Below are 20,168 nucleotides of genomic sequence, written 5' to 3'. Positions count from 1 at the left end.
TTGCGGAGGGAACCCATGAGCAACATCCTCGTCTTCGGACACCAGAACCCGGACAACGACGCCATCATGTCGGCCGTCATGTTCGCGCAGCTCAAGAACCAACTGAACGATGGCAACACCTACGAGGCGCGTCGCCTGGGCCCGCTGCCCAAGGAGACCCAGATCGTGCTGGACAAGTGGGGCATCGAGCACCCCGCGCTGCTAGAGAAGATCGACGCCCCCGCCGAGGGCGAGCCCAAGCAGCAGATCATCCTCACCGACCACAACGAGAGCGGCCAGTCTGTGGCCGGCCGCGAGAACGCCGAGATCATCGGGCTCGTCGACCATCACCGCGTGGGCGATATCGAGACCTCTCAGCCGCCTTTCTTCGTCGTGCTGCCCTGGGGTTCCAGCTGCACCGTCATCGCCTACCTGTTCCAGGCGTACGGCATCGAGCCCACGGACGCCCAGGCGGCGTGCCTGCTGGCGGCCATGATGACCGACACCGTCATGCTCAAGAGCCCCACCACCACCGAGATTGACCGCGGCTTTGCCGCCAAGCTCGGTGAGCAGCTGGGCGTGGACCCCGTGGAGTACGGCAAGCAGGTGTTCAAGAGCCGCGGTGCCGGCGACTTCACGCCCGAGCAGATGGTGGCGCGCGATATCAAGTGCTTCAACATCGACGGCAAGGATCTCTACATCGGCCAGTACGAGACGGTGGACGGCGCCGCCGCGCTGGAGCAGCTGGATGCCATCCGCGCGGCCATGGAGGCCTATCGTACCGAGAAGGGCGGCGACGGCCTGGTGCTGCTGATTACGGATATCCTGGAGGAGGGCTCCACCGTGCTCATGTGCGGCGATACCGCCGTGGCGCAGAAGGGCCTGGGTATCGAGGACAAGCCCGAGGGCGTGTGGATGCCGGGCGTGCTCTCCCGCAAGAAGCAGGTGGCGGCCCCCATCATCGCCGCTGCGGAGTAACGCGAGCGCGGTCGCTACCGTGTCCTTCCCGGGCTGCTCGGCTGCCGTGGATTCGCGGTGAAGCGCGGAGCGTCTGGGTATCGTGATAATCGCTTGCAACAGGGCCGTCCTGTGGGACGGCCCTTTGAGTACCGACCAGCGCCGACGCGCACTGCCGAACGGAGTTCCCGCCATGCCCTCATCTATTGCCACCGCTCCCGCTGTGCCGACGCCCGCCGACCTGCTGACCGATCGGCAGCGTCGCCGTCTGGAACGTCGCGACCTCTACGAGCGCATAACGTCCAGCGGAACCGTTGCCGCTGCGGTCATGGTGGTCGCGGCCCTTGCCGCCGTGGTAGTGGCGAACACCGATGCCTACTTTGCGGTCCACGCGTTTCTGACCACGCCGGTCGCTATCTCGTTCGGTGGTGCCCCTCTGGTTTCCGTGACGCCCGAGATTTTCATCAACGACTTCCTCATGGCGCTCTTCTTCCTGCTCGTGGGCCTGGAGCTCAAATATGAGATGACCGTGGGCGAGCTCACCCGGCCACGTCAGGCCATGCTGCCGATGATCGCCGCCGTGGGAGGCGTGATCGCGCCGGCGACCATCTACGCGGTGGTGAACCGCGGCGGCGCCCTGCAGGGCTGGGCCATCCCCATGGCCACCGACATTGCCTTCGCGCTGGGTGTTTTGGCACTTCTGGGCAATCGCGTCCCCAACGGCGTGCGCGTGTTCTTCGCCACGCTCGCCATCGCCGACGACCTGATTTCCATCGTCGCCATCGCCCTGTTCTACGGGCAGGCGCCCAGCCTGCCGTGGCTCGCCCTCTCCGCGCTGGTCACGGTGTTGCTGGCGCTGATGAACAAGACGCAGCACTACCATCTGAGGCCGTATCTGGTCCTGGGCGCCGTGCTCTGGGTGTGCGTGTTCATGAGCGGCGTGCACGCCACGATCGCGGGCGTGGTGCTCGCGTTCTGCATTCCCAGTCGCGCCGGCATGCAGATCGACCACCTCCAGGGTTGGCTGCATGCCAAGCTGCCGGACGTCATGGACCGGTACGACGATGAGGCGCACATCCTGGGCCAGCACGATTTCACACACGCTGCACTCGAGGTTGAGCGCATCATGCATCGCGTGACCCCGCCCATGCAGCGGCTCGAGCGCTCCATTTCCACGTTCGTGAACTTCGTCGTGCTGCCGGTGTTCGCGTTCGCCAACGCGCAGGTGCGCCTAGTCGGCGTGGACCTGGGCGCTCTGGTGGTGGATCCGGTGACCCTGGGCACGTACTTCGGCATGCTCCTGGGAAAGCCAATCGGCATCTTTGGCATGACGTTCCTGCTGGTAAAGACCGGCGTCGCCAGCTTGCCGAGCCGGGTGACCTGGGGCCAGATGCTGGGCGTGGGCATACTGGGAGGCATCGGCTTCACCATGTCGATCCTCATCGCGGGTTTGGCGTTCCCGGCGCATCCGGAGGAGATCCTGGCGGCCAAGACGGCCATTCTCGCGGGGTCGATCACGGCGGCGGTCATCGGCCTCTGCTACATGGGCGTCGTCTGCCGCAAACGCTGACCGTTCCCGGCCGGCTCGTAGCCTGTTTAGAGTGGCTCGAGGTCCATAAGGGCCTGGCGAATCTGGCTGATTTGCACGATGGCCTCGGCGACGCGCTCCTGGGCTTGGCGGATCTTCGTCTGCACGTACCAGTCGGCGAAGACGTTGTCCATGAAGATATCGATACCAGAGATCCAGCCGCTGATGTCGAACCGCACGGTGTCCTCGATGCCCTGTACGTCCGAGAGCTCGCGGGCAAAGCGCTTCACCGCGTCGCGTGCGGCGTTGAACTCGTCCTCGGCGTCGTCGATGCGCCGGTGCTTGATCATCGAGGACAGCATGCCGCCGATGAACATGTCGAAAGTCCCCCAGTTGGCGGCCGAGTCGAGCAGGTCGGCGGAGCGCTCAAGATGGCGGAGCGCCACGTCTGCGGCGTGAATCGCTTCGGCGCGCTCCCGGAGCTGGGACTTTTCCCGCGGCACCACGGACTTGCGGGCGTCGTTCGCTTCCATGGCTACTCGACCGTCCCGTACATGCCACCCCAGCCGTGCGCGGCGAGGGCGGAGTTCAACTGGTCGCACAGGCGCTGCCGCTCGTAGACGCCCGGCGGCAGCAGGTTGACGATCTCCATCAGGTCGGCGGAGAGGTCGATGATCTCGGCCTGCACCACCAAATCGAGTCGGTCCACCTCGTGGCGGCTGGCGTAGAGCCCGTCGACCAGGCGCTGGAGCTCGCCGAACTCCTCGGATTGAAACTCGCCCAGCTGCATGGCGCGCCACCCCTCGCTCGCGTAAATTCTCAGCTCTTGCTGGCCCCTAAATCTACCACGAATCCGCCCGCGCTATACTGCATGGGAAATCACCTCCCGGCTTTCCTGTAGCCGCCATCAACAGAAAGGTGTCCCACGCATGCAGAACATCTATCAGCAGATGGGCGATGCCGAGCTCGCTTCCGCCCTGCAGGAACTCGAGCACGAGGTGGCCGAGGTCAAGGCTCGCGGGCTCAAGCTCGACATGGCCCGCGGCAAGCCGGCGCCCGACCAGGTGGACATCTCCCGTCCCATGCTCGATATCCTGAACTCCTCCTCCGACCTCACGGACGAGGGCGTGGACTGCTCCAACTACGGCTGCTTTGAGGGTATTCCCTCTGCGCGTCGCCTGGCCGCTGAGTTCCTCGGCTGCCCGGTTGACCAGACGCTCGTGCTCGGCTCTTCCAGCCTGCTGATCGAGCACGACATCTGTGATATGTTCTGGCGCACGGGCACCTGCGGCAACGCTCCGTGGAGCGCGTATGCCGCCGCGCACGAGGGCGCGACTGTCAAGTTCCTGTGCCCCGCCCCCGGCTACGACCGTCACTTCGGCATCTCCGCTGAGCTGGGTGCCGAGAACGTGACGGTTCCCATGACTGACGAGGGCCCGGACATGGACGAGATCGAGCGCCTGGTGGCCGCGGACGATTCCATCAAGGCCATCTGGCTCGTGCCCAAGTACTCCAACCCCACGGGCGTCACCTTTAGCGACGAGGTGGTGCGCCGCCTGGTGGGCATGAAGACCGCCGCTCCCGACTTCCGCATCCTGTGGGACAACGCCTACTGCGTGCATGACCTCTACGACGAGACGGACGAGCTTCTGAACGTCTTCGATGCGGCGCGCGAGGCCGGCAACGAGGACCGCGTGGTGGCCTTCGCCTCCACCTCCAAGATCACCTTCCCGGGCGCGGGCGTGGGCTTTGTGGGCGCGAGCCCGGCCGTGATCGCCGAGTTCAGCCGCCACATGAAGGCGGGGCTCATCGGAGCCGACAAGCTGAACCAGCTGCGTCACGTGCGCTTCCTGCCCGATATGGACGCCGTACATGCGCATATGAAGCGCCACGCGGAGTTCCTGCGTCCCAAGTTCGAGGCCGTGGAGCAGAAGCTCACGGAGGGTCTGGGCGACACCGGCTGCGCTACCTGGACGCACCCGCGTGGCGGGTACTTCGTCTCGTTCGATGGCCCCGAGGGTTCCGCCAAGCGCGTGGGCGCGCTCTGCGCCGAACTGGGCGTGAAGCTCACCCCCGCGGGCGCTACCTTCCCCGGCGGGAACGATCCGCGCGACACCAATATCCGCATCGCTCCGAGCTACCCGAGCGTCTCCGAGCTCGAGACCGCGCTCGACGTGCTCGTGCTCGCCACGCGCTACGTTGCGGCCCAGCTCGCCCAGGAGGAGCGCGCCTAGATGACTGTACGGAACGGCGCCCCGGACGCGCATGGTGCGCGCGTTCGTGGCATCTTCTCTGAAATCGCGCAGCGCTACGATCTCTTCAATGCGCTCTCCAGTTTTGGTATCTACCGCAGCTGGCTCACGCGGATGGCGCGTGTCGCCGCCTGCACGGCCGAGGACCGCGTGCTCGACGTGGCGGGCGGCACGGGCGACGTCTCCTTCGAGCTCTGCGAGTCGTGCCCGCCGGCGTCTATCGAGCTGACGGACTTCACGCCCGAGATGCTCGACGTGGCGCGCGAGCGCATCGACGCCGGAGCCAACCAGGGTGTGCCGGTCTCGCTCGCCGAGGTGGACGCGCACGCGCTGCCCTACGCAGGCGCGAGTTTTACGGTTGTGACCTGCGCCTATGGCCTCCGCAACTTCAGCGACCGCACGCGCGCGATGCGCGAGGCGGCTCGCGTGCTCAAGCCCGGCGGCAGGTACGTGGTGCTGGAGTTCGGCACCCCTCCCAACGCAGCGTGGCGCGCGCTCTACCGTGTGTACCTGAACCACATGATTCCGTTCATCGGCGGCGTGGTGACGGGGGATCGCGCGGGCTTTGAGTACCTGCGCGACTCCATCAAGGGCTTCCCGCCCCAGGATCAGGTTGCGCGCGAGCTCAAAGAGGCGGGGTTCTCGCAGGTGAGCTACGAGAACCGTACGGGTGGCATCATCGCTATCTACCGCGCGGTGCGCTGAGCGCGAGGCCGTCCTTTCGCTTGCAGCGATAATTCTGGGCTGTCGCTTTCATGAGGATGGGCCGTGGGCGCCGGTGGCGGTGTGGGGCGCTCGCTACAATGGCCTTCATGCATCGACCGTTGATGAAGGATGAAGGTATGTCGGACGATTTCTTTGATGACGAGCAAGAGCTCATGAGCGAGGAGGCTGCCGCGGCCGAGAAGGCCCCGGCGGACGATTCGAAGAAGGTTAAGGCTGCGCGTAAGGACGCCAAGGCTCAGAAGCAGGCGGCCCCCGAGTCCGCCGACGTGACCCCCGTGCGTCAGGGCCCGCCGTTCTGGATGGTGCTCGCCATTGCCGCCATCGCGCTTATCTTGGGTGTGGTGATCGGCTACCTGCTGGGTACCCAGGCCACGCTTGCCGAGCTGAGCAGCGCGAGCGCGGCGGCCACGACCTCGACCACGTCCTCCAGTTCCACGGACCCCTCGGGCGTGCTGCCCGAGGGGCATCCCAACCTGAAAATCAACGAGGACGGTACGGCCACGCTGGCCGACAGCGGTTCCGCGGCGGAGTAGGGGGCAGTCATGGCGTTCAATGCCGAGCAGACCAAGAAGGCGCAGGCGGCGATCGTGATCGCCGTGCTCGTGCTGGCGGTCATCCTGCTTGTGGTGGTGCTTTCGGGGGCGCTGACGCCCAAGGCGGCGAGCGTCTCGCAGGCGGGTTCCTCCGCTGCCACCGCGACGACGAGCGGTTCCGCCGCGGCGAACACCACGACGAACACGGGTACCTCCGCTGCCGCGACCGGCGCCGCCAACAGTTCGAGTGACTCCAGCATCAACAGCATGGACGACGTCAACGCCATGTACGGCACCGCCGCCAAGCAGCTGCAGGCCCAGCACGAGGCGGATCCGGACAATCCGAGCACGCTGCTGAACCTCGCCAACGGCTACTTCGACTGGGGCGTGGCGGCGCTCAACTATGCTGATTCCTCCGACTCCCACGTGCAGGACATCTTCAGCAAGGCGATCGCCTCGTACGACGAGTACCTGAAGGGCAGCCCGAGTTCCAAGTCGGCAACGGTGGACCGCGCGATCTGCGTGTTCTACTCGGGTGATACCTCGGCTGCCATCTCCGCGCTGGAGACCTTTACCGCCAAGGACGCCTCGTTCGGTCCGGCTTGGGCGAACCTCGGCATGTTCTACGAGAGCGCCGGCCGCACGGACGACGCCAAGGCGGCGTATCAAAAGGCGATCGATGCCGACCCGGACGATGCCTACCAGGTCAAGACCTACGCGCAGCAGCGTTTGACTGCTTTGAACAAAAACTAGGAGCAGCGCACCCGCGCGCTGCGCACGACCAACGGTTCGACCAAAGGAGTCACCATGGATTTGGGTATCACCAAGAACCCCAGCCCCGAGGCGTACACCATCTCGATTACCGGTGAGATCGACATCTCGAACGCCGACGCCCTGCGGAGTGCCATCGACCTGGCGCTCGAGCAGCCCACGGAGAAGGTCGTGCTCGACTTCTCCCAGGTGAGCTACATCGATTCCACGGGCATTGGCGTGCTCGTGGGGGCTGCCCACCACGCCGCCGACCGCGAGCGCGGCTTTGCCGTGATCAACGCCCAGCCCGGCGTGATGCGCGTGGCGCAGCTGCTGGGTGTGGCGGAGGAGATCGGCATCACCGCCGCGTAGGCCGGCCTCTGGTAGCGTATCTGGCGCTCCCCGGGGTATAATTCGACGGTTATGCGGTGTGCCAAGTGCCGTTGGTGCTCGCACAGATGCGTCTGGAGGATATCCGTGTTTGGTATTGGTGCCAACGAGCTGGCGATCATCCTGGTCTTCGGCTTCTTGCTGTTCGGGCCCGACAAGCTGCCCCAGATGGGGCGTACGATCGGGCGCGCCCTGCGTCAGTTTAGAGAGACGCAGGAGAAGATGACGTCTATGGTGCAGGCCGAGGTCATCGACCCGATGGCCGCTGCGGCCAACGCGCCGACGAAGTCCAAGAAGGCCGCTGGCACCGCCGATGACGACTCCAGTGTCGATTCGGATGCCGATGCCCCCGCGGCGGACGCGTCCGCACCGCGTCAGAAGGAGACCTTCGCCGAGCGCCGCGCGCGCCTGGCTGCCGAGAAGGCACAGAAGGAAGAGGCTTCCGACTCCGCCGAGGGCGCGGCCGCTGATGCCGCCGAGGCCCCCGCGACTGCGGAGGAGCCTGCCGAGCCCGCTCCGGAGCCGGAGCCCGAGGAGCGCACCACGGCCGACCTCTACGCGCGCCGTCCGCGCAAGAAGAAGGCCGACGCCGCTGAACCCGCCGCAGAAGAGGTTGCACCCGCTGCCTCGGATGCCACGACCTCCGAAGGGGGTGAGCAGTAATGCCCATCGGTCCCGCGCGCATGCCGCTCTTCGATCACCTGGGCGAGCTGCGTCGCCGCCTCACCATCGTGGTCGTATGCGTGGTCATCGCCACCATCGTGATGTACTTTGCCTCGCCGACGATCATCGACCTGCTCAAGGCGCCCATCGAGCCCTACCTGGACGGGGGCAAGTTCGTCATGACGGGTGCGCTCGGCGGCTTTGCCGTCAAGTTCGGCGTGGCGGTGAAGACCGCCGTCGTCATGTGCACGCCCATGATCGTGTGGCAGATCCTCGCGTTCTTCCTCCCGGCCCTCAAGCCGAACGAGCGCAAGTGGGTAGTCCCCACCGTCGTCGCCGCCACGGTGCTGTTCTTCGTGGGTGCGGTGTTCTGCTACTTCATCATCGTCCCGCCGGGATTTGAGTGGCTGCTGGGCGAGACCAAGACGATCGCCGACCCTATGGCCGATCTTGAGAACTACATCAACATCGAGATCCTCCTGCTCATCGGCTTCGGCGTCTCGTTCGAGCTGCCGCTGATCGTGTTCTACCTGGCCGTGTTCCACATCGTGCCGTACTCTAGCTTCCGCGCTGCCTGGCGCTACATCTACGTGGCCATGATGGTGGTCTCCGCGTCCATTACCCCGGATGCCAACCCCATTACGTTGCTCATGATGTATGCGGCCATGCTCTCGCTGTATGAGGTCTCGCTCGCGGTCACCCGTATCGTCATCGTCGCCCGCGAAGGCAAGAAGGGCCTTTCCGAGGGCCGCCTGACCGCGTTCTTCTCGGATGACGACGAGGACGAGGAGTAGGCAACCGTGCACGAGGTGGGGCTCGTTGACGGCGTGCTGAAGTGCGCCATCGAGACGGCGCGTCAGGCTGGTGCCTCGCGGATCATCTCCGTGCGGCTCCGTGTGGGCGATATGCGCGAGGTGGTGCGCGAGTCCCTCGATTTTGCCTGGGAGGCCATGCGCGAGGACGATCCGTTGACCGCCGAGGCCGAACTCGTGGTTGAGGAGGTCCATCCGCGGAGCGTCTGTTTGGCGTGCGGGGCCGAATTCGACCACGACCGCTGGCATCTACGCTGCCCGGTGTGCGGCAGCGGTGAGACGAGCGCCATCCGGGGCCGTGAGCTGGATATCGTGAACATGGAGATCGAGACGCCGGACTAAGTGGGGATGACGGCCCGCAGGGACGGGCCGAGAACCGCGCCGGCGAGAGGAAAGAGGAGAGCACTATGGCTGAGAAGACGGTCGACATCGCAACGCCCATCCTGTCGCGCAACGAGCGGTTGGCAGATGAGCTTCGCCGGCGCTTTGCCGAGACGGGGACCTACGTGATCAACGTGCTCTCGAGCCCCGGCTCCGGCAAGACCTCCACCATCCTCGCTACCAATGAGCGCCTGCGTGCCGCGGGCCTCACCTGCGCCGTCATCGAGGGCGATATCGCCTCGGACGTGGATGCCCAGGCCTGCAAGGAGGCTGGCATGCCGTCCATCCAGATCAACACGGGCGGCCTTTGCCATCTGGAAGGCAACATGATCCGCGAGGCCGTGGACGCGCTCGACGCCGGCGTGGGCATGGACAAGATCGACGTCATCTTCATCGAGAACGTGGGCAACCTGGTGTGCCCCGTGGACTTTGATCTGGGCGAGAACCTCTCCGCGATGATCCTCTCCGTGCCCGAGGGCGACGACAAGCCTGTTAAGTATCCGGGCATCTTCCAGCACGCGGGCGTGAACCTGCTCAACAAGGTCGACGTGGCGCCCGCCTTCGACTTCGACCTGGATGCCTACACCGCCACACTCGACAACCTGAATCCCGAGGCGCCGCGTTTTCAGGTGAGCGCCACCAAGGGAACCGGCATGGATGCGTGGTGCAGCTGGCTGCTGGAGCAGATCTCTGCCGCGCGGGCGTAGCCGCCTCGCGCCGCTCGGTGCGGCTGGAGCGCCCTTTACCGCGCGCTTACGAAACGCGTGTATCATGTGCAAAGCAATCGGGGTCGGTAAGGTGGCATCATGATCTACTACGTTGAGGACGACGACAGCATCCGTAAGCTCGCGCTGTACGCGCTGCACCAGCAGGGAATCGACGCCGAGGGCTTCTCGTGCGATAGCGAGTTCAAGGCTGCCGTGGCACGGCGGGTACCCGATGCGGTGCTGCTGGACATCATGCTCCCCGATACCGATGGCCTGGCGATTCTTCGCCGGCTGCGCTCCAACCAGGAGACGGCGACCGTGCCCATCATGATGCTCACGGCCAAAGACGCCGAGCTCGATAAGGTCGTGGCGCTCGACGACGGTGCGGACGACTACCTCACCAAGCCGTTCAGCCTGATGGAGCTCACGAGCCGCTGCCGCGCGCTGCTGCGCCGCGGCGGCATGAACAAGAAGACGCCGGACAGCATGAAGCTCGCGGGCATCGAGCTCTCGCCCAGCCATCGCCGTGCGACCGTGGATGGCAAGGAGCTCAAGCTCACGCTCCGCGAATTCGATCTTCTCGAGTACCTCATGCGCAAGCCCGGAACCGTGTTCAGCCGCGAGGCGCTGCTCCGGAGCGTCTGGGGTTGGGATTTCGACGGCGGCTCTCGTACGGTGGACGTGCATGTTCAGACGCTCCGTCAGAAGCTCGGTGACCATGCACACTTGATTGAGACCGTGCGCGGCGTGGGCTATCGCTTTGCCGAGGTGGGGGAGTAGTTCATGGCGCCGCGTCCCAAGCGCTCCCTTTCGCGCCGCGTGTTCCTCACCGTATTCTACGTGGCGCTTGCGGTCATCGTTGTCTTTACCGTGGCTGGTACGGTTTACCTTCAAAATCGTCTGACGGGAGCCGCGCGCGCCGAGCTTGCCAACGAGACGGAGGTCGTTGCCGCCGCGCTGGACGATGCGGCATCGGATACCGAGCTGCTCTCGCGTCTCACGCTGAATCAGACGCGCATCACGCTCATCGCGCCGGATGGCACGGTGACCTACGACAGCGTGGAAGATGCGGCGAGCTTGCCGAACCACAAGAACAGGCCCGAGGTGAGCGATGCATTCAAGACCGGGCATGGCTCCATCGAGCGCTCGAGCTCCACGCTCGGCGAGGTCATGCTCTACGAGGCCGAACTTTTAAAAGACGGTTCCGTGGTGCGCCTGGCCCAGCAGCAGGCGGGATTCATCACGGTGTTCCTCACACTGATCGTGCCGGTGCTGGCGCTCGCCGTGCTCGTGGGCGTGGTGTCGATCATCGTTGCCCGACGCGAGTCCCGTGCCATCATCGCGCCGCTCAAGCTCGTCGACCTGGACCATCCACGTCGCTCGGCCGATAACGCCTATATCGAGATGGAGCCGATGCTCGATCGCATCGAGAGCCAGCGCCAAGCGCTGAAGGCGCAGATGCGGACGCTTGCCGACAACGACCGCATGCGTCGGGAGTTCACGGCCAACATCACGCACGAGCTGAAGACACCGCTCACGGCTATCTCGGGCTACGCCGAGCTCATCGCGAACGACATGGTGGAAACCAAGAAGGATCTGAAGAAGTTCGGCAAGCGCATCTACCGCGAGGCCGGCCACCTGACTGCATTGGTGAACGACATCCTCATCCTTTCCAACCTGGACGAGGCCGAGCATGCCGGTGAAGACGACCATCGCATGGACGAGATCATGGGCGTGCAGGAGAATGTGGCGCTCGAGGAGCTCGTCGATTCCGTGTGCCAGCGTTTGGAGGGGCCGGCCGAGAAGGCGGACGTCACCATGAAACTGGAACTGGCGCCCGCGAACGTGAACGGCATCTGGCGCTTGTTGGACGAGCTGGTCTACAACCTGGCGAGCAACGCGATCCGCTACAACCGACCCGGCGGGATCGTGACGGTGTCCTGCGGGTTCGATGCAGACGATGCTCCCTTCGTGCGCGTGGCTGACACGGGAATCGGTATCGCGCCGGAGGAGCGCGACAAGATCTTCGAGCGGTTCTATCGCGTTGATAAGAGCCGTTCGAAGGCGCGCGGCGGCACGGGGCTCGGTCTCGCGATCGTCAAGCACGCGGCGCTCTTCCATCATGCGACGATCGACGTGGACAGCGAGCTCGGTAAGGGTACCGCCTTTACCGTTACCTTTCCCGCGCAACCGTAGCCGTGCCGGCGCGCTTGCCCTGCTCGCGGGCCAGTTCGGCGTGTGCGGCAGGAGCCGCTACGCGACGCGCACGATCGCGTAGGGCTTGGCCTCGGCGTCATCGAGCGTGATGATGGTGCCGGCGTCGCCTTCGTGATGGATATGCGGGTAGATGGTATCGCCCAGCTTGGCCGCGGTGTGGTACTGCACATCGAGCCGATGGATGTTGGGCATATCGTCCTCGGGCAGCGCGCCGAGCGCCAGGCTCACGTACTGCGCGTTGTTCACATGGTGGTTGGTGTCGATGTGCGCGCCCGTCACGATGACCGGCGCGGCCGCCTCGCCCGCATCCGCGGTACGGATGCGACGCGGCATGGCGGGCATGTCGAGCGGTTCGGCCACGTCGGACAGGTAGGGATCGGATTCGTCGGCGGGGATGCGCATGGGCGTACCGGCGGCGGCGGCGAACAGGAACCAGCTGGAGTTCGCGCGCACGAGCGGGTGCTCGCCGGCGGGGTCCGCGGCGTCGCACACGGTAAAGTTGCGCGCGGCCATGAGCCCCTTGAAGCACGTGGGCCACGTGGACACGCGGATATCTTGGTTGAAAGCGGGCAGCGCATCGATGACGATCTCCCAAGCCGAGAGCATCCAGGCATGGCCCGAGGCGGCAGCATGTGCCGGGCCCCGGCCCACGGCCTGGGAGTGGAACGTCGAGCAATCCTGCAGGTAGTTGATGAGCGCCGGGACGGTCAGGTGAAGATCCTCGTCGATCTCGGAATAGCGCACGCGGCTTTCGAAGCTGTACATGGATGACCTCGTTTCTCCACATATGTTGCGATTCGAATTGTAGCGCGGCGGGAAAGCCTTCAAATGAAAACCAGTGCGCATGCGGCGGTGTTTACGGCAGTGTGTGCCGGGAGAAAAAATCTAAGTCTTATTGACTCAGGTTATCTGAGCGCAAACCGGGTAGTATGTCTTCCGGTATGAATTCGGCCGCATGGCCGCAGCAACGAAGGGACGCATGCATGCACGAGTTTAAGACAGAGAGCAAGAAGCTCCTGGACCTCATGATCAATTCCATCTACACCAACAAGGAGATCTTTCTGCGCGAGCTGATCTCCAACGCTTCGGACGCAGTGGACAAGCTCAACTTCAAGAGCCTCCAGGACCCGAGCATCAAGGTGGGCGAGGGCGACTTGGCCATTCGCCTCTCGTTCGATAAGGACGCGCGTACGCTGACCGTCTCCGATAACGGCATCGGCATGACGGCGGACGAGTTGGAGCGCAACCTGGGCACCATCGCGCACTCCGGTAGCCAGGAGTTCAAGCGCGAGAACGCCGAGCACCAGGGTGACGACGTGGACATCATCGGGCAGTTCGGCGTGGGCTTCTACTCCGCCTTTATGGTCGCCTCCAAGGTGCGCGTGGTGAGCCGCGCCTTTGGCGAGGAGACCGCCCATGTGTGGGAGTCCGACGGCCTTGAGGGTTACACCATCGAGGACGGCGAGCGCGCGGAGCACGGTACGGACGTCATCCTCACCATTCGCGAGAACGTGCCCGGCGTCGACGGCGAGCAGGGCGAGAACTACGACACCTACCTCTCCGAGTGGGGACTCAAGGACCTGGTGCGTCGCTTTAGCAACTACGTGCGCTACCCCATCCAGATGATGGTCACCAAGAGCCGTCAGAAGCCCAAGCCCGAGGATGCAGGCGACGACTACAAGCCCGAGTACGAGGACTACCAGGAACTCGAGACGCTCAACTCCATGACGCCCATCTGGAAGAAGCGCAGCTCGGACGTTACGCCCGAGGAATACAACGAGTTCTACAAGTCCACGTTCCACGACTGGGAGGACCCGGCCCGCACCTTCTCTTTCCACGCCGAGGGCGCACTCGAGTACGACGCGCTGCTGTTCATCCCCGGTAAGGCCCCGTTCGACCTGTACAGCAAGGACTACCAGAAGGGCCTTGCGCTCTACAGCTCCAACGTCATGATCATGGAGAAGTGCGCCGACCTTGTGCCCGACTACTACAACTTCGTCCGCGGTATCGTGGACTCCGCCGACGTGAGCCTGAACATCAGCCGCGAGACGCTGCAGCACGATCGTCAGCTCCATGCTATCGCCAACCGCGTGGAGAAGAAGATTACCGCCGAGTTGCAGAAGATGCGCGACGACGACCGCGAGGCCTATGAGAGGTTCTTCGAGAACTTTGGCCGCGGCCTCAAGTTCGGCATCTACCAGAGCTACGGCATGAAGGCCGACGAGCTCGCCGACCTGCTGTTGTTCTGGAGCGCGCGCGAGCAGAAGATGGTCACGCTTGCCGAGTACGCCAAGGCGATGCCCGAGGGCCAGAAGGCGGTGTACTACGCCGCGGGCGACGACCGCGATCGTCTGTCCAAGATGCCCGTGGTGCACGGCGTGCTTGACCGCGGCTACGACGTGCTGCTCTGCACGGCCGACGTGGACGAGTTCACCTTCCAGGCCATGCGCACCTATACGGCCAAGGACATGCCCAAGGTGTATGCGGATGACACCGCCCGCGAGGCCGCTGCCAAGGCCGTGGCCGACGGCGCCGAGCCGGAGACCGAGGACCGCGCGCTCGAGCTGAAGAACGTTGCCTCGGGCGACCTCGACCTGGCGACCGATGACGAGAAGAAGCAGGCCGAGGAAGCTTCCAAGGAGCATGAGGAGCTCTTCCAGGCCATGAAGGAGGCGCTGGGCGATAAGGTGGAGAAGGTTGCCGTCTCCGCACGTCCGATGGACGCGCCGGCGGTCATCACCACCGAGGGCCCCGTCTCGCTCGAGATGGAGAAGGTCATGGCCCGCGGTCCCGAGGCCGAGGGCGCGCCGAAGAGTCAGCGTGTGCTCGAGCTCAACGCCAAACACCCGGTCTTCGAAAAGCTCGTGGCTGCCCAGAAGGCCGGCGAGAAGGAGAAGCTCGCCCAGTACGCTGGCCTGCTGTACGATCAGGCGCTGCTGGTTGAGGGCATCCTGCCGGAGGATCCGGTGGCGTTCGCCCAGGCGGTTTGCAATCTGATGTAGCTCGGATTCACCTAAGCGCTCCGGTCGGCGGCCGGGGTATGCCCTTCGCTCAGTCCTTGCGAGACTGGCAAACGGCTTCGTCGTTTGCGCAGTTCGCTGCGGCGTGTCGCTTTGGGCATGCCCCGGCCGCCTTCGGCGTCTTCGGCGGTCCTCGCTGAGAGAAATAACGCGCCGGAAGCGTGGACGTGGCTCCATGCTCTCCCTACCAGGTTAGGGACAAATCTTGAATGATTTCTAAACGGCGTTGGTTCGGATACAATAATAAACAACTGTGGAAAAACCTGTGACCGGAGCATCGTGTCCTCAACCCTTGGGGTGGAATCGTGAACAAGGCCCTTCAGATCTTTCGGCGTGACATCATGCGCTTGCTGCGCAACCCGGTGGCGCTCGTCATCACCATCGGCGTATGCGTGATCCCCTCGCTCTACGCGTGGTACAACATCGTGGCCAACTGGGATCCGTACGCCAACACGGCCAACATCAAGATAGCCGTGGCCAACGAGGACGAGGGCACCACGAACGAGTACACGGGCACCATGAACGCCGGCAAGCAGGTGATCGAGCAGCTGCGCAAAAACGACCAGCTGGGATGGACCTTCACCGATGCCAAGGAGGCCAAGGAGGGCGTCTACCGCGGCGATTACTACGCGGGCATCATCATCCCTAAGGACTTCAGCGAGAAGCTCACGAGCATGCTCACGGGTGAGTTCACGGAGCCCAAGCTCGTCTACTACGTGAACGAGAAGAAGAACGCCATCGCGCCCAAGGTGACGGACACGGGCGCCTCCACCATCCAGGAGCAGATCAACTCCACCTTCGTCTCCACGGTCTCCAAGACGCTCGTGAAGACGCTGCAGGATGTTGGTACGATCGCCAAGGGCAAGGGTGCCGATGCCGAGTCCGGCATCCTCGCCAACACCGCTGAGGCGCGCAAAGCGTTGGACAAGGTTCGTTCCGCGCTCTCGGGCATGCAGGATTCGGTGGATGCCACCAAGGACGCCGTGACCTCCGCCGACACCACGCTCGGAAAGCTGAACGACCAGCTGCCGCAACTCGTGCAGGCGCTCGACGAGGGCGATACCCTGCTTGCCACCACGCGCACGACCTCGCGCGACTTCTCTACCTCCCTTTCTTCGGCGCTTTCTGGTGCCAATCGCCTGATGGGCAAGGCGTCGTCTACCGCGAGCGCCGCGGTGGGCAAGGTGAGCACCACCGTGGTGATGACCCAGGGCTATGTAGACGATTCCGCCACGGCACTCGACGGCGTGGTGTCCGATATCGATGACCTCAAGGAGCTCATCAACGGCACGCTGCTGCCCGACGACGCCAAGAACAAGCTGGTGTCCCAGCTGCAGGACGTCCAGGGTGGCATCAACACGTTGGCTGACTCGCTGCACCGGCAGGCGAGCGCCATCACCGATACCGCCACAAAGGTGAACAACGCCTCTACCGCGTTGGACACCGCCGTGCAGACGGGCATCTCCACCATCGACGCCGCGCACGACAGCGTGAACTCCACGGCGCTGCCCAAGCTCTCGGCGGGCCTGGATTCCTTCTCGGACGTCTCGGGCGACCTTACAGGTGTCATTGCCTCGCTCGAGCCGGTAATCGCCCAGACGCGCGGTACGCTCTCGCAGCTGAACGCCACGCTCGACCAGGCCAAGACAGCTATCGCGCAGACGGATGGCGCTGTGGCCGACGTGCAGGGCTCGTTGGACGACGCTGCCACGGACATCCGCGCGCTGCAGAGCTCCCAGGTCATGGACGAGCTGTCTGAGCTGTTGGGCGTCAACGCGAGCGACGTCTCCGACTTCATGTCCTCTCCGGTGACGCTCAACACGCAGACGGTGTATCCGGTGTCGAATTACGGCTCCGGTGTGGCGCCGTTCTACACCAACTTGGCGCTCTGGGTGGGCGGTTTCGTGCTCATCGCCATCATCAAGCTGGAGGTCGATCCGGAGGGCGTGGGTGAGTTCAACGCGAAGGAGGGGTACTTTGGCCGTTGGCTGCTGTTGGTGCTCCTGGGCTTCGTGCAGGCCGTGATTGTGTGCGTGGGCGACCTCGTGCTCGGAACGCAGTGCCATGAGCCGGTGCTCTTCGTGCTGGCAGGCGTGTGGACGAGCTTTGTCTACGTGAATATCATCTACGCGCTCTCCATCACCTTCAAGCACATCGGCAAGGCGCTCGGCGTCATCTTGGTGATCGTGCAGATCCCGGGCTCCTCGGGCATGTACCCCATCGAGATGATGCCCGGCTTTTACCAGTGGCTCCATCCCTTCCTGCCGTTCACCTACGGCATCAACGCGCTGCGCGAGACCATCGGCGGCATGTACGGCATGTACTACTGGGCCAACCTGGCCGTGCTGGGCGTCTTCCTGGTTTTGGCTCTCGTGGTGGGCCTGGTGCTCCGGCCGTTCATGCTCAACCTCAACCTGCTGTTCGACCGCCAGCTCTCCACCACGGGCGTCATGCTCTGCGAGAGCAACAACCTGCCCAACCCGCGCTTCTCGGTGCGCTTGGCCATGCGCGCCCTGCTCGATGGCGAGGGTTACCGCGATGCCATCGTCGCGCGTGCCACGCGTTTTGAGCAGGCCTATCCGGCCCGGGTGCGTGCGGGCTTCTGCATGGTCCTCGGTCTGCCGATGCTGCTCTTCCTGCTCACTTGGCTGCTCGACCTTTCCAACGACGGCAAGATCGTGATGCTCGTGCTGTGGATCGTGGTCGTGGTCCTCGCCGACACCTATCTCATCAACCTTGAGTACGTGCGCGAGAGCCTGAACACGCAGATGCGCGTCTCAGCGCTTTCGGATGACAAGCTGCGTGAGGAGATTCGCCGGCACACCGCCGCTCTCCCCTCGGTTGCCCGGATGTTCGGCGTGCAGGTGCAGAGTTCGGCGCCGCGAGCGGGGGCGTCAGGGGAATCAGCGGAGGGCGCAGCAGCGGATGCTGGCGCCGAGAAGGGCGGTGAGGCCGATGCGTAACATCATCCGTCTGTTCAAGCGCGATTGCGCGAACATCAGCCGCAGCGTCATCGGCCTGGTGGTCGTGGTGGGCCTGGTGATCATTCCCTGTCTGTACGCGTGGTTCAACATCGCCGGTAGCTGGGATCCGTACGGCAACACCGGCAACCTCAAGGTGGCGGTGGCCAACTCCGATGAGGGCTACCAGAGCGACCTCATTCCCGTGAAGGTGAACATGGGCGATTCCGTGGTCAACGCGCTGCGCGCCAACGACGGTCTCGACTGGGTGTTTGTGGACGAGGACCGCGCCGTAGAGGGGGTGAAGGCGGGCGACTACTATGCCGCCGTGGTGATCCCCAAAGACTTCAGCGCCAAGATGATGACGCTCTTTGCCACCCACGTGGAGCACGCGCAGATCGACTATTACGAGAACCAGAAGATGAACGCCATCGCCCCGCGCGTGACGGACAAGGGCGCGAGCACGGTGCGCCAGCAGATCGATACCACCTTCACCGAGACGGTGAGCGACGTGGGCCTGGCGTCGACCTCGGGCCTTCTCGACTTCATGGATTCGGACAAGGTGGAGAACTACGTGGCGAACCTCTCCGCCACGCTCGGCGACGGCATCTCGAGCCTGCGCGACGCCGCGAGCAACACCGGCTCCTACGCCTCGCTGCTCGGCTCCACGGCCGACCTCGTGTCTACCACCGGTAACCTGCTCGGCTCGACGGAAGACACGAGCAAGCGCTCGAAGGACCTGCTGGCCGATGCGAAGTCGGGCCTGGGTGACATCGAGAGCGGCCTCGGCGACGTGACGGCCACCATCAACAAGGCGCTCGCGGACAGCTCCTCGAGCTTTGACGATGTGCAAAACGCGCTCGACAAAGCGCTCCGTTCCGCAGGCGACGACGTGCAGGGTGCGATCTCGTGGCTGCGCCAGGCTGCGAACAGCCTGGATGCGCGCGCGAGCGAGATCGACGGCGATGGCGGGCTCATCTCGCGCGTGGAGGAGTTCGAGCAGACCTACGGCCTGCAGCTGAACGTCCTGAAGACCGCGCTGCGAAGCGTGGCGACCAAGCAGCACAACCAGGCGGACCGCCTGATCGAGGCGGCGGAGAAGCTTGAGGGCAAGCTCACCGAGGCCGATGCCGACTACGCCTCCGCCCAGCAGGTGATCACCGAGGCCAAGCAGAGCATCAGCCAGTTGCAGTCCGACTATGAGGGCACGTTGAAGGATCAGGCGGGTCAGCTGGAGTCCACCATCTCGGGAATCACCACGAGTGCCCAGGGTATCTCGGACAGCCTGAACCAGACGGTGAACGGGCTCTCCACGGCCTCCGATTCCCTGGCGAGCGACCTCAAGAAGGTGAACGGAATCCTGGCGGATTCCTCCCAGGCGCTCAGCGATACGGGAGACAACCTGCAAAAGGTGAAGGACGAGCTGGATGCCGCCGCGCAGTCGGGCGACCTCGACAAGATCCGCGGCATCATCGGCAACGACCCGGAGGCCCTGGCCGACGCCCTCGCCGCACCCGTGGGCCTGGAGACGCATTCCGTCTATCACATCAAGAACTACGGTTCCGCCATGGCGCCGTTCTACACCTCGGTCTCGCTCTGGGTGGGCGGCATCGTGCTCGCGGCCATGATGAAGGTGGCGGTTGACGACAAGCTCGTGGCCGAGCTTTCGGCGCCGGTGCGCCTGCACCACCTGTACCTTGGCCGGTTCTGCCTGTTCGGCGCGCTCTCGCTTTGCCAGAGTACCCTCATGCTCGCGGGCGAGCTGCTGTTCTTCGGCATCCAGTGCCAGAACCCGCTGCAATACCTCCTGGCAGGCTGGGTCGGCGGCCTCATGTTCGTCCTCTTCATCTACACGCTCACGGTCTCGTTCGGCGACATCGGCAAGGCACTCGCCGTGGTGCTGTTGGTGATGCAGGTGGGCGGTTCCGGCGGCACGTTCCCCATCGAGATGACGGCGAGCTTCTTCCAGTCGGTCTATCCGTTCCTGCCCGCGGCGCACCTGATCAACGCGATGCACGCCGCCATGGCCGGCGGTTGGGGTGCTGAGTATTGGATCGAACTCGGCTGCGTGGCACTGTACTTCATCCCGATTCTGGCGCTGGGCCTCCTGCTCCGCCGTCCGGTGATCCGCGCGAACGACTGGATCATCGAGAAGATGGAGAGCACGAAGCTCATGTAGCGTCCCGCGCCTTCACACCGGGGTCTTCGCAGTTCGCTCGAAAATCGCGCCGCCCGACCCCGACGGGAGGGGCGGCGCCGGGTGCGGGGTGTCGGGGGTGGGGGACCGTTGGCG

At 64.5% G+C, this 20,168-nt stretch carries 19 protein-coding genes; 16 read left to right on the top strand and 3 right to left on the bottom strand.

Going from position 1 to position 20,168, the window contains the following annotated elements; translation table 11 throughout:
* Positions 1-15: 15 nt before the first annotated feature.
* Both GDJ97_RS07285 and nhaA read left to right on the top strand, forming a co-directional pair.
* The gene (locus GDJ97_RS07285) at positions 16-957 is read left to right on the top strand and encodes a manganese-dependent inorganic pyrophosphatase (protein WP_152070636.1); all 942 of its coding nucleotides are present in this window, start codon (positions 16-18) and stop codon (positions 955-957) included.
* A 172-nt stretch (positions 958-1,129) separates the two neighbouring features.
* A complete protein-coding gene (gene nhaA / locus GDJ97_RS07280) occupies positions 1,130-2,506 on the top strand; it encodes a Na+/H+ antiporter NhaA (RefSeq protein WP_152070635.1) in 1,377 nt (458 codons plus the stop codon).
* A gap of 26 nt (positions 2,507-2,532) precedes the next feature.
* Here the strand turns inward: nhaA and GDJ97_RS07275 are convergent, their stop codons facing one another.
* Both GDJ97_RS07275 and GDJ97_RS07270 read right to left on the bottom strand, forming a co-directional pair.
* A complete protein-coding gene (locus GDJ97_RS07275) occupies positions 2,533-2,997 on the bottom strand; it encodes a hypothetical protein (protein WP_152070634.1) in 465 nt (154 codons plus the stop codon).
* 2 nt (positions 2,998-2,999) lie between these two features.
* On the bottom strand, positions 3,000-3,254 hold the full coding sequence (locus GDJ97_RS07270) for a hypothetical protein (RefSeq protein WP_152070633.1): 255 nt from the start codon (positions 3,252-3,254) through the stop codon (positions 3,000-3,002).
* 139 nt (positions 3,255-3,393) lie between these two features.
* Between GDJ97_RS07270 and GDJ97_RS07265 the strand changes: the two genes are divergently transcribed.
* From GDJ97_RS07265 to GDJ97_RS07215, 11 genes are all read left to right on the top strand, one after another.
* Complete coding sequence (locus GDJ97_RS07265) at positions 3,394-4,698, top strand: aminotransferase class I/II-fold pyridoxal phosphate-dependent enzyme (RefSeq protein WP_152070632.1); 1,305 nt, start codon at positions 3,394-3,396, stop codon at positions 4,696-4,698.
* Positions 4,699-5,421, top strand: a complete 723-nt coding sequence (locus GDJ97_RS07260; protein ID WP_152070631.1) for a ubiquinone/menaquinone biosynthesis methyltransferase — start codon at positions 4,699-4,701, stop codon at positions 5,419-5,421.
* 137 nt (positions 5,422-5,558) lie between these two features.
* Complete coding sequence (locus GDJ97_RS07255) at positions 5,559-5,975, top strand: hypothetical protein (RefSeq protein WP_152070630.1); 417 nt, start codon at positions 5,559-5,561, stop codon at positions 5,973-5,975.
* A gap of 9 nt (positions 5,976-5,984) precedes the next feature.
* Positions 5,985-6,728, top strand: a complete 744-nt coding sequence (locus GDJ97_RS07250; RefSeq protein ID WP_152070629.1) for a tetratricopeptide repeat protein — start codon at positions 5,985-5,987, stop codon at positions 6,726-6,728.
* 54 nt (positions 6,729-6,782) lie between these two features.
* A complete protein-coding gene (locus GDJ97_RS07245) occupies positions 6,783-7,097 on the top strand; it encodes an STAS domain-containing protein (protein WP_152070628.1) in 315 nt (104 codons plus the stop codon).
* A gap of 105 nt (positions 7,098-7,202) precedes the next feature.
* Positions 7,203-7,778, top strand: coding sequence for a twin-arginine translocase TatA/TatE family subunit (locus GDJ97_RS07240; protein ID WP_193221356.1), 576 nt, complete (start codon positions 7,203-7,205; stop codon positions 7,776-7,778).
* The gene (gene tatC, locus GDJ97_RS07235; RefSeq protein ID WP_193221355.1) at positions 7,778-8,572 is read left to right on the top strand and encodes a twin-arginine translocase subunit TatC; all 795 of its coding nucleotides are present in this window, start codon (positions 7,778-7,780) and stop codon (positions 8,570-8,572) included. The genes GDJ97_RS07240 and tatC overlap by 1 nt, the downstream gene beginning before the upstream one ends.
* A gap of 6 nt (positions 8,573-8,578) precedes the next feature.
* A complete protein-coding gene (locus GDJ97_RS07230) occupies positions 8,579-8,932 on the top strand; it encodes a hydrogenase maturation nickel metallochaperone HypA (RefSeq protein ID WP_152070626.1) in 354 nt (117 codons plus the stop codon).
* A gap of 65 nt (positions 8,933-8,997) precedes the next feature.
* Positions 8,998-9,678 (top strand): hydrogenase nickel incorporation protein HypB, encoded by a 681-nt coding sequence (gene hypB / locus GDJ97_RS07225; RefSeq protein ID WP_152070625.1) that lies wholly within the window; start codon positions 8,998-9,000, stop codon positions 9,676-9,678.
* A 99-nt stretch (positions 9,679-9,777) separates the two neighbouring features.
* The gene (locus GDJ97_RS07220) at positions 9,778-10,458 is read left to right on the top strand and encodes a winged helix-turn-helix domain-containing protein (protein ID WP_152070624.1); all 681 of its coding nucleotides are present in this window, start codon (positions 9,778-9,780) and stop codon (positions 10,456-10,458) included.
* Between the two features lie 3 nt (positions 10,459-10,461).
* Positions 10,462-11,874 (top strand): cell wall metabolism sensor histidine kinase WalK, encoded by a 1,413-nt coding sequence (locus GDJ97_RS07215; RefSeq protein ID WP_152070623.1) that lies wholly within the window; start codon positions 10,462-10,464, stop codon positions 11,872-11,874.
* Positions 11,875-11,931: 57 nt separating this feature from the next.
* On the opposite strand, the gene GDJ97_RS07210 is transcribed toward GDJ97_RS07215, so the two are convergent.
* Entirely contained in the window at positions 11,932-12,660 is a 729-nt protein-coding gene (locus GDJ97_RS07210) for an acyl-[acyl-carrier-protein] thioesterase (protein WP_193221354.1), read from the bottom strand.
* Between the two features lie 218 nt (positions 12,661-12,878).
* Here GDJ97_RS07210 and htpG point away from each other — a divergent pair, with 218 nt between their 5' ends.
* The 3 genes from htpG to GDJ97_RS07195 all read left to right on the top strand — a co-directional run bounded on the left by htpG (position 12,879) and on the right by GDJ97_RS07195 (position 20,054).
* A complete protein-coding gene (gene htpG, locus GDJ97_RS07205) occupies positions 12,879-14,897 on the top strand; it encodes a molecular chaperone HtpG (protein WP_152070621.1) in 2,019 nt (672 codons plus the stop codon).
* A 323-nt stretch (positions 14,898-15,220) separates the two neighbouring features.
* On the top strand, positions 15,221-17,878 hold the full coding sequence (locus GDJ97_RS07200) for a YhgE/Pip domain-containing protein (protein WP_226808909.1): 2,658 nt from the start codon (positions 15,221-15,223) through the stop codon (positions 17,876-17,878).
* Positions 17,871-20,054, top strand: a complete 2,184-nt coding sequence (locus tag GDJ97_RS07195) for a YhgE/Pip domain-containing protein (RefSeq protein WP_152070620.1) — start codon at positions 17,871-17,873, stop codon at positions 20,052-20,054. The genes GDJ97_RS07200 and GDJ97_RS07195 overlap by 8 nt, the downstream gene beginning before the upstream one ends.
* The last annotated feature ends 114 nt before the right edge of the window (positions 20,055-20,168 follow it).

It is taken from the genome of Collinsella sp. AK_207A (genome assembly GCF_902501965.1).
Lineage (GTDB): Bacteria > Actinomycetota > Coriobacteriia > Coriobacteriales > Coriobacteriaceae > Collinsella.
Note: the sequence above shows the minus strand (reverse complement) of the source record. Positions and strands in the feature narration are given on the sequence as shown.

Bases quoted from the DNA above. Each gene is read 5' to 3' on its own strand.
- GDJ97_RS07195 (WP_152070620.1), top strand. From the start codon at position 17,871: ATGCGTAACATCATCCGTCTGTTCAAGCGCGATTGCGCGAACATCAGC.
- GDJ97_RS07250 (WP_152070629.1), top strand. From the start codon at position 5,985: ATGGCGTTCAATGCCGAGCAGACCAAGAAGGCGCAGGCGGCGATCGTG.
- GDJ97_RS07270 (WP_152070633.1), bottom strand. From the start codon at position 3,254: ATGCAGCTGGGCGAGTTTCAATCCGAGGAGTTCGGCGAGCTCCAGCGC.
- htpG (WP_152070621.1), top strand. From the start codon at position 12,879: ATGCACGAGTTTAAGACAGAGAGCAAGAAGCTCCTGGACCTCATGATC.
- GDJ97_RS07220 (WP_152070624.1), top strand. From the start codon at position 9,778: ATGATCTACTACGTTGAGGACGACGACAGCATCCGTAAGCTCGCGCTG.
- GDJ97_RS07265 (WP_152070632.1), top strand. From the start codon at position 3,394: ATGCAGAACATCTATCAGCAGATGGGCGATGCCGAGCTCGCTTCCGCC.
- GDJ97_RS07255 (WP_152070630.1), top strand. From the start codon at position 5,559: ATGTCGGACGATTTCTTTGATGACGAGCAAGAGCTCATGAGCGAGGAG.
- nhaA (WP_152070635.1), top strand. From the start codon at position 1,130: ATGCCCTCATCTATTGCCACCGCTCCCGCTGTGCCGACGCCCGCCGAC.
- GDJ97_RS07275 (WP_152070634.1), bottom strand. From the start codon at position 2,997: ATGGAAGCGAACGACGCCCGCAAGTCCGTGGTGCCGCGGGAAAAGTCC.
- tatC (WP_193221355.1), top strand. From the start codon at position 7,778: ATGCCCATCGGTCCCGCGCGCATGCCGCTCTTCGATCACCTGGGCGAG.
- GDJ97_RS07210 (WP_193221354.1), bottom strand. From the start codon at position 12,660: ATGTACAGCTTCGAAAGCCGCGTGCGCTATTCCGAGATCGACGAGGAT.
- GDJ97_RS07260 (WP_152070631.1), top strand. From the start codon at position 4,699: ATGACTGTACGGAACGGCGCCCCGGACGCGCATGGTGCGCGCGTTCGT.
- GDJ97_RS07245 (WP_152070628.1), top strand. From the start codon at position 6,783: ATGGATTTGGGTATCACCAAGAACCCCAGCCCCGAGGCGTACACCATC.
- hypB (WP_152070625.1), top strand. From the start codon at position 8,998: ATGGCTGAGAAGACGGTCGACATCGCAACGCCCATCCTGTCGCGCAAC.
- GDJ97_RS07285 (WP_152070636.1), top strand. From the start codon at position 16: ATGAGCAACATCCTCGTCTTCGGACACCAGAACCCGGACAACGACGCC.
- GDJ97_RS07215 (WP_152070623.1), top strand. From the start codon at position 10,462: ATGGCGCCGCGTCCCAAGCGCTCCCTTTCGCGCCGCGTGTTCCTCACC.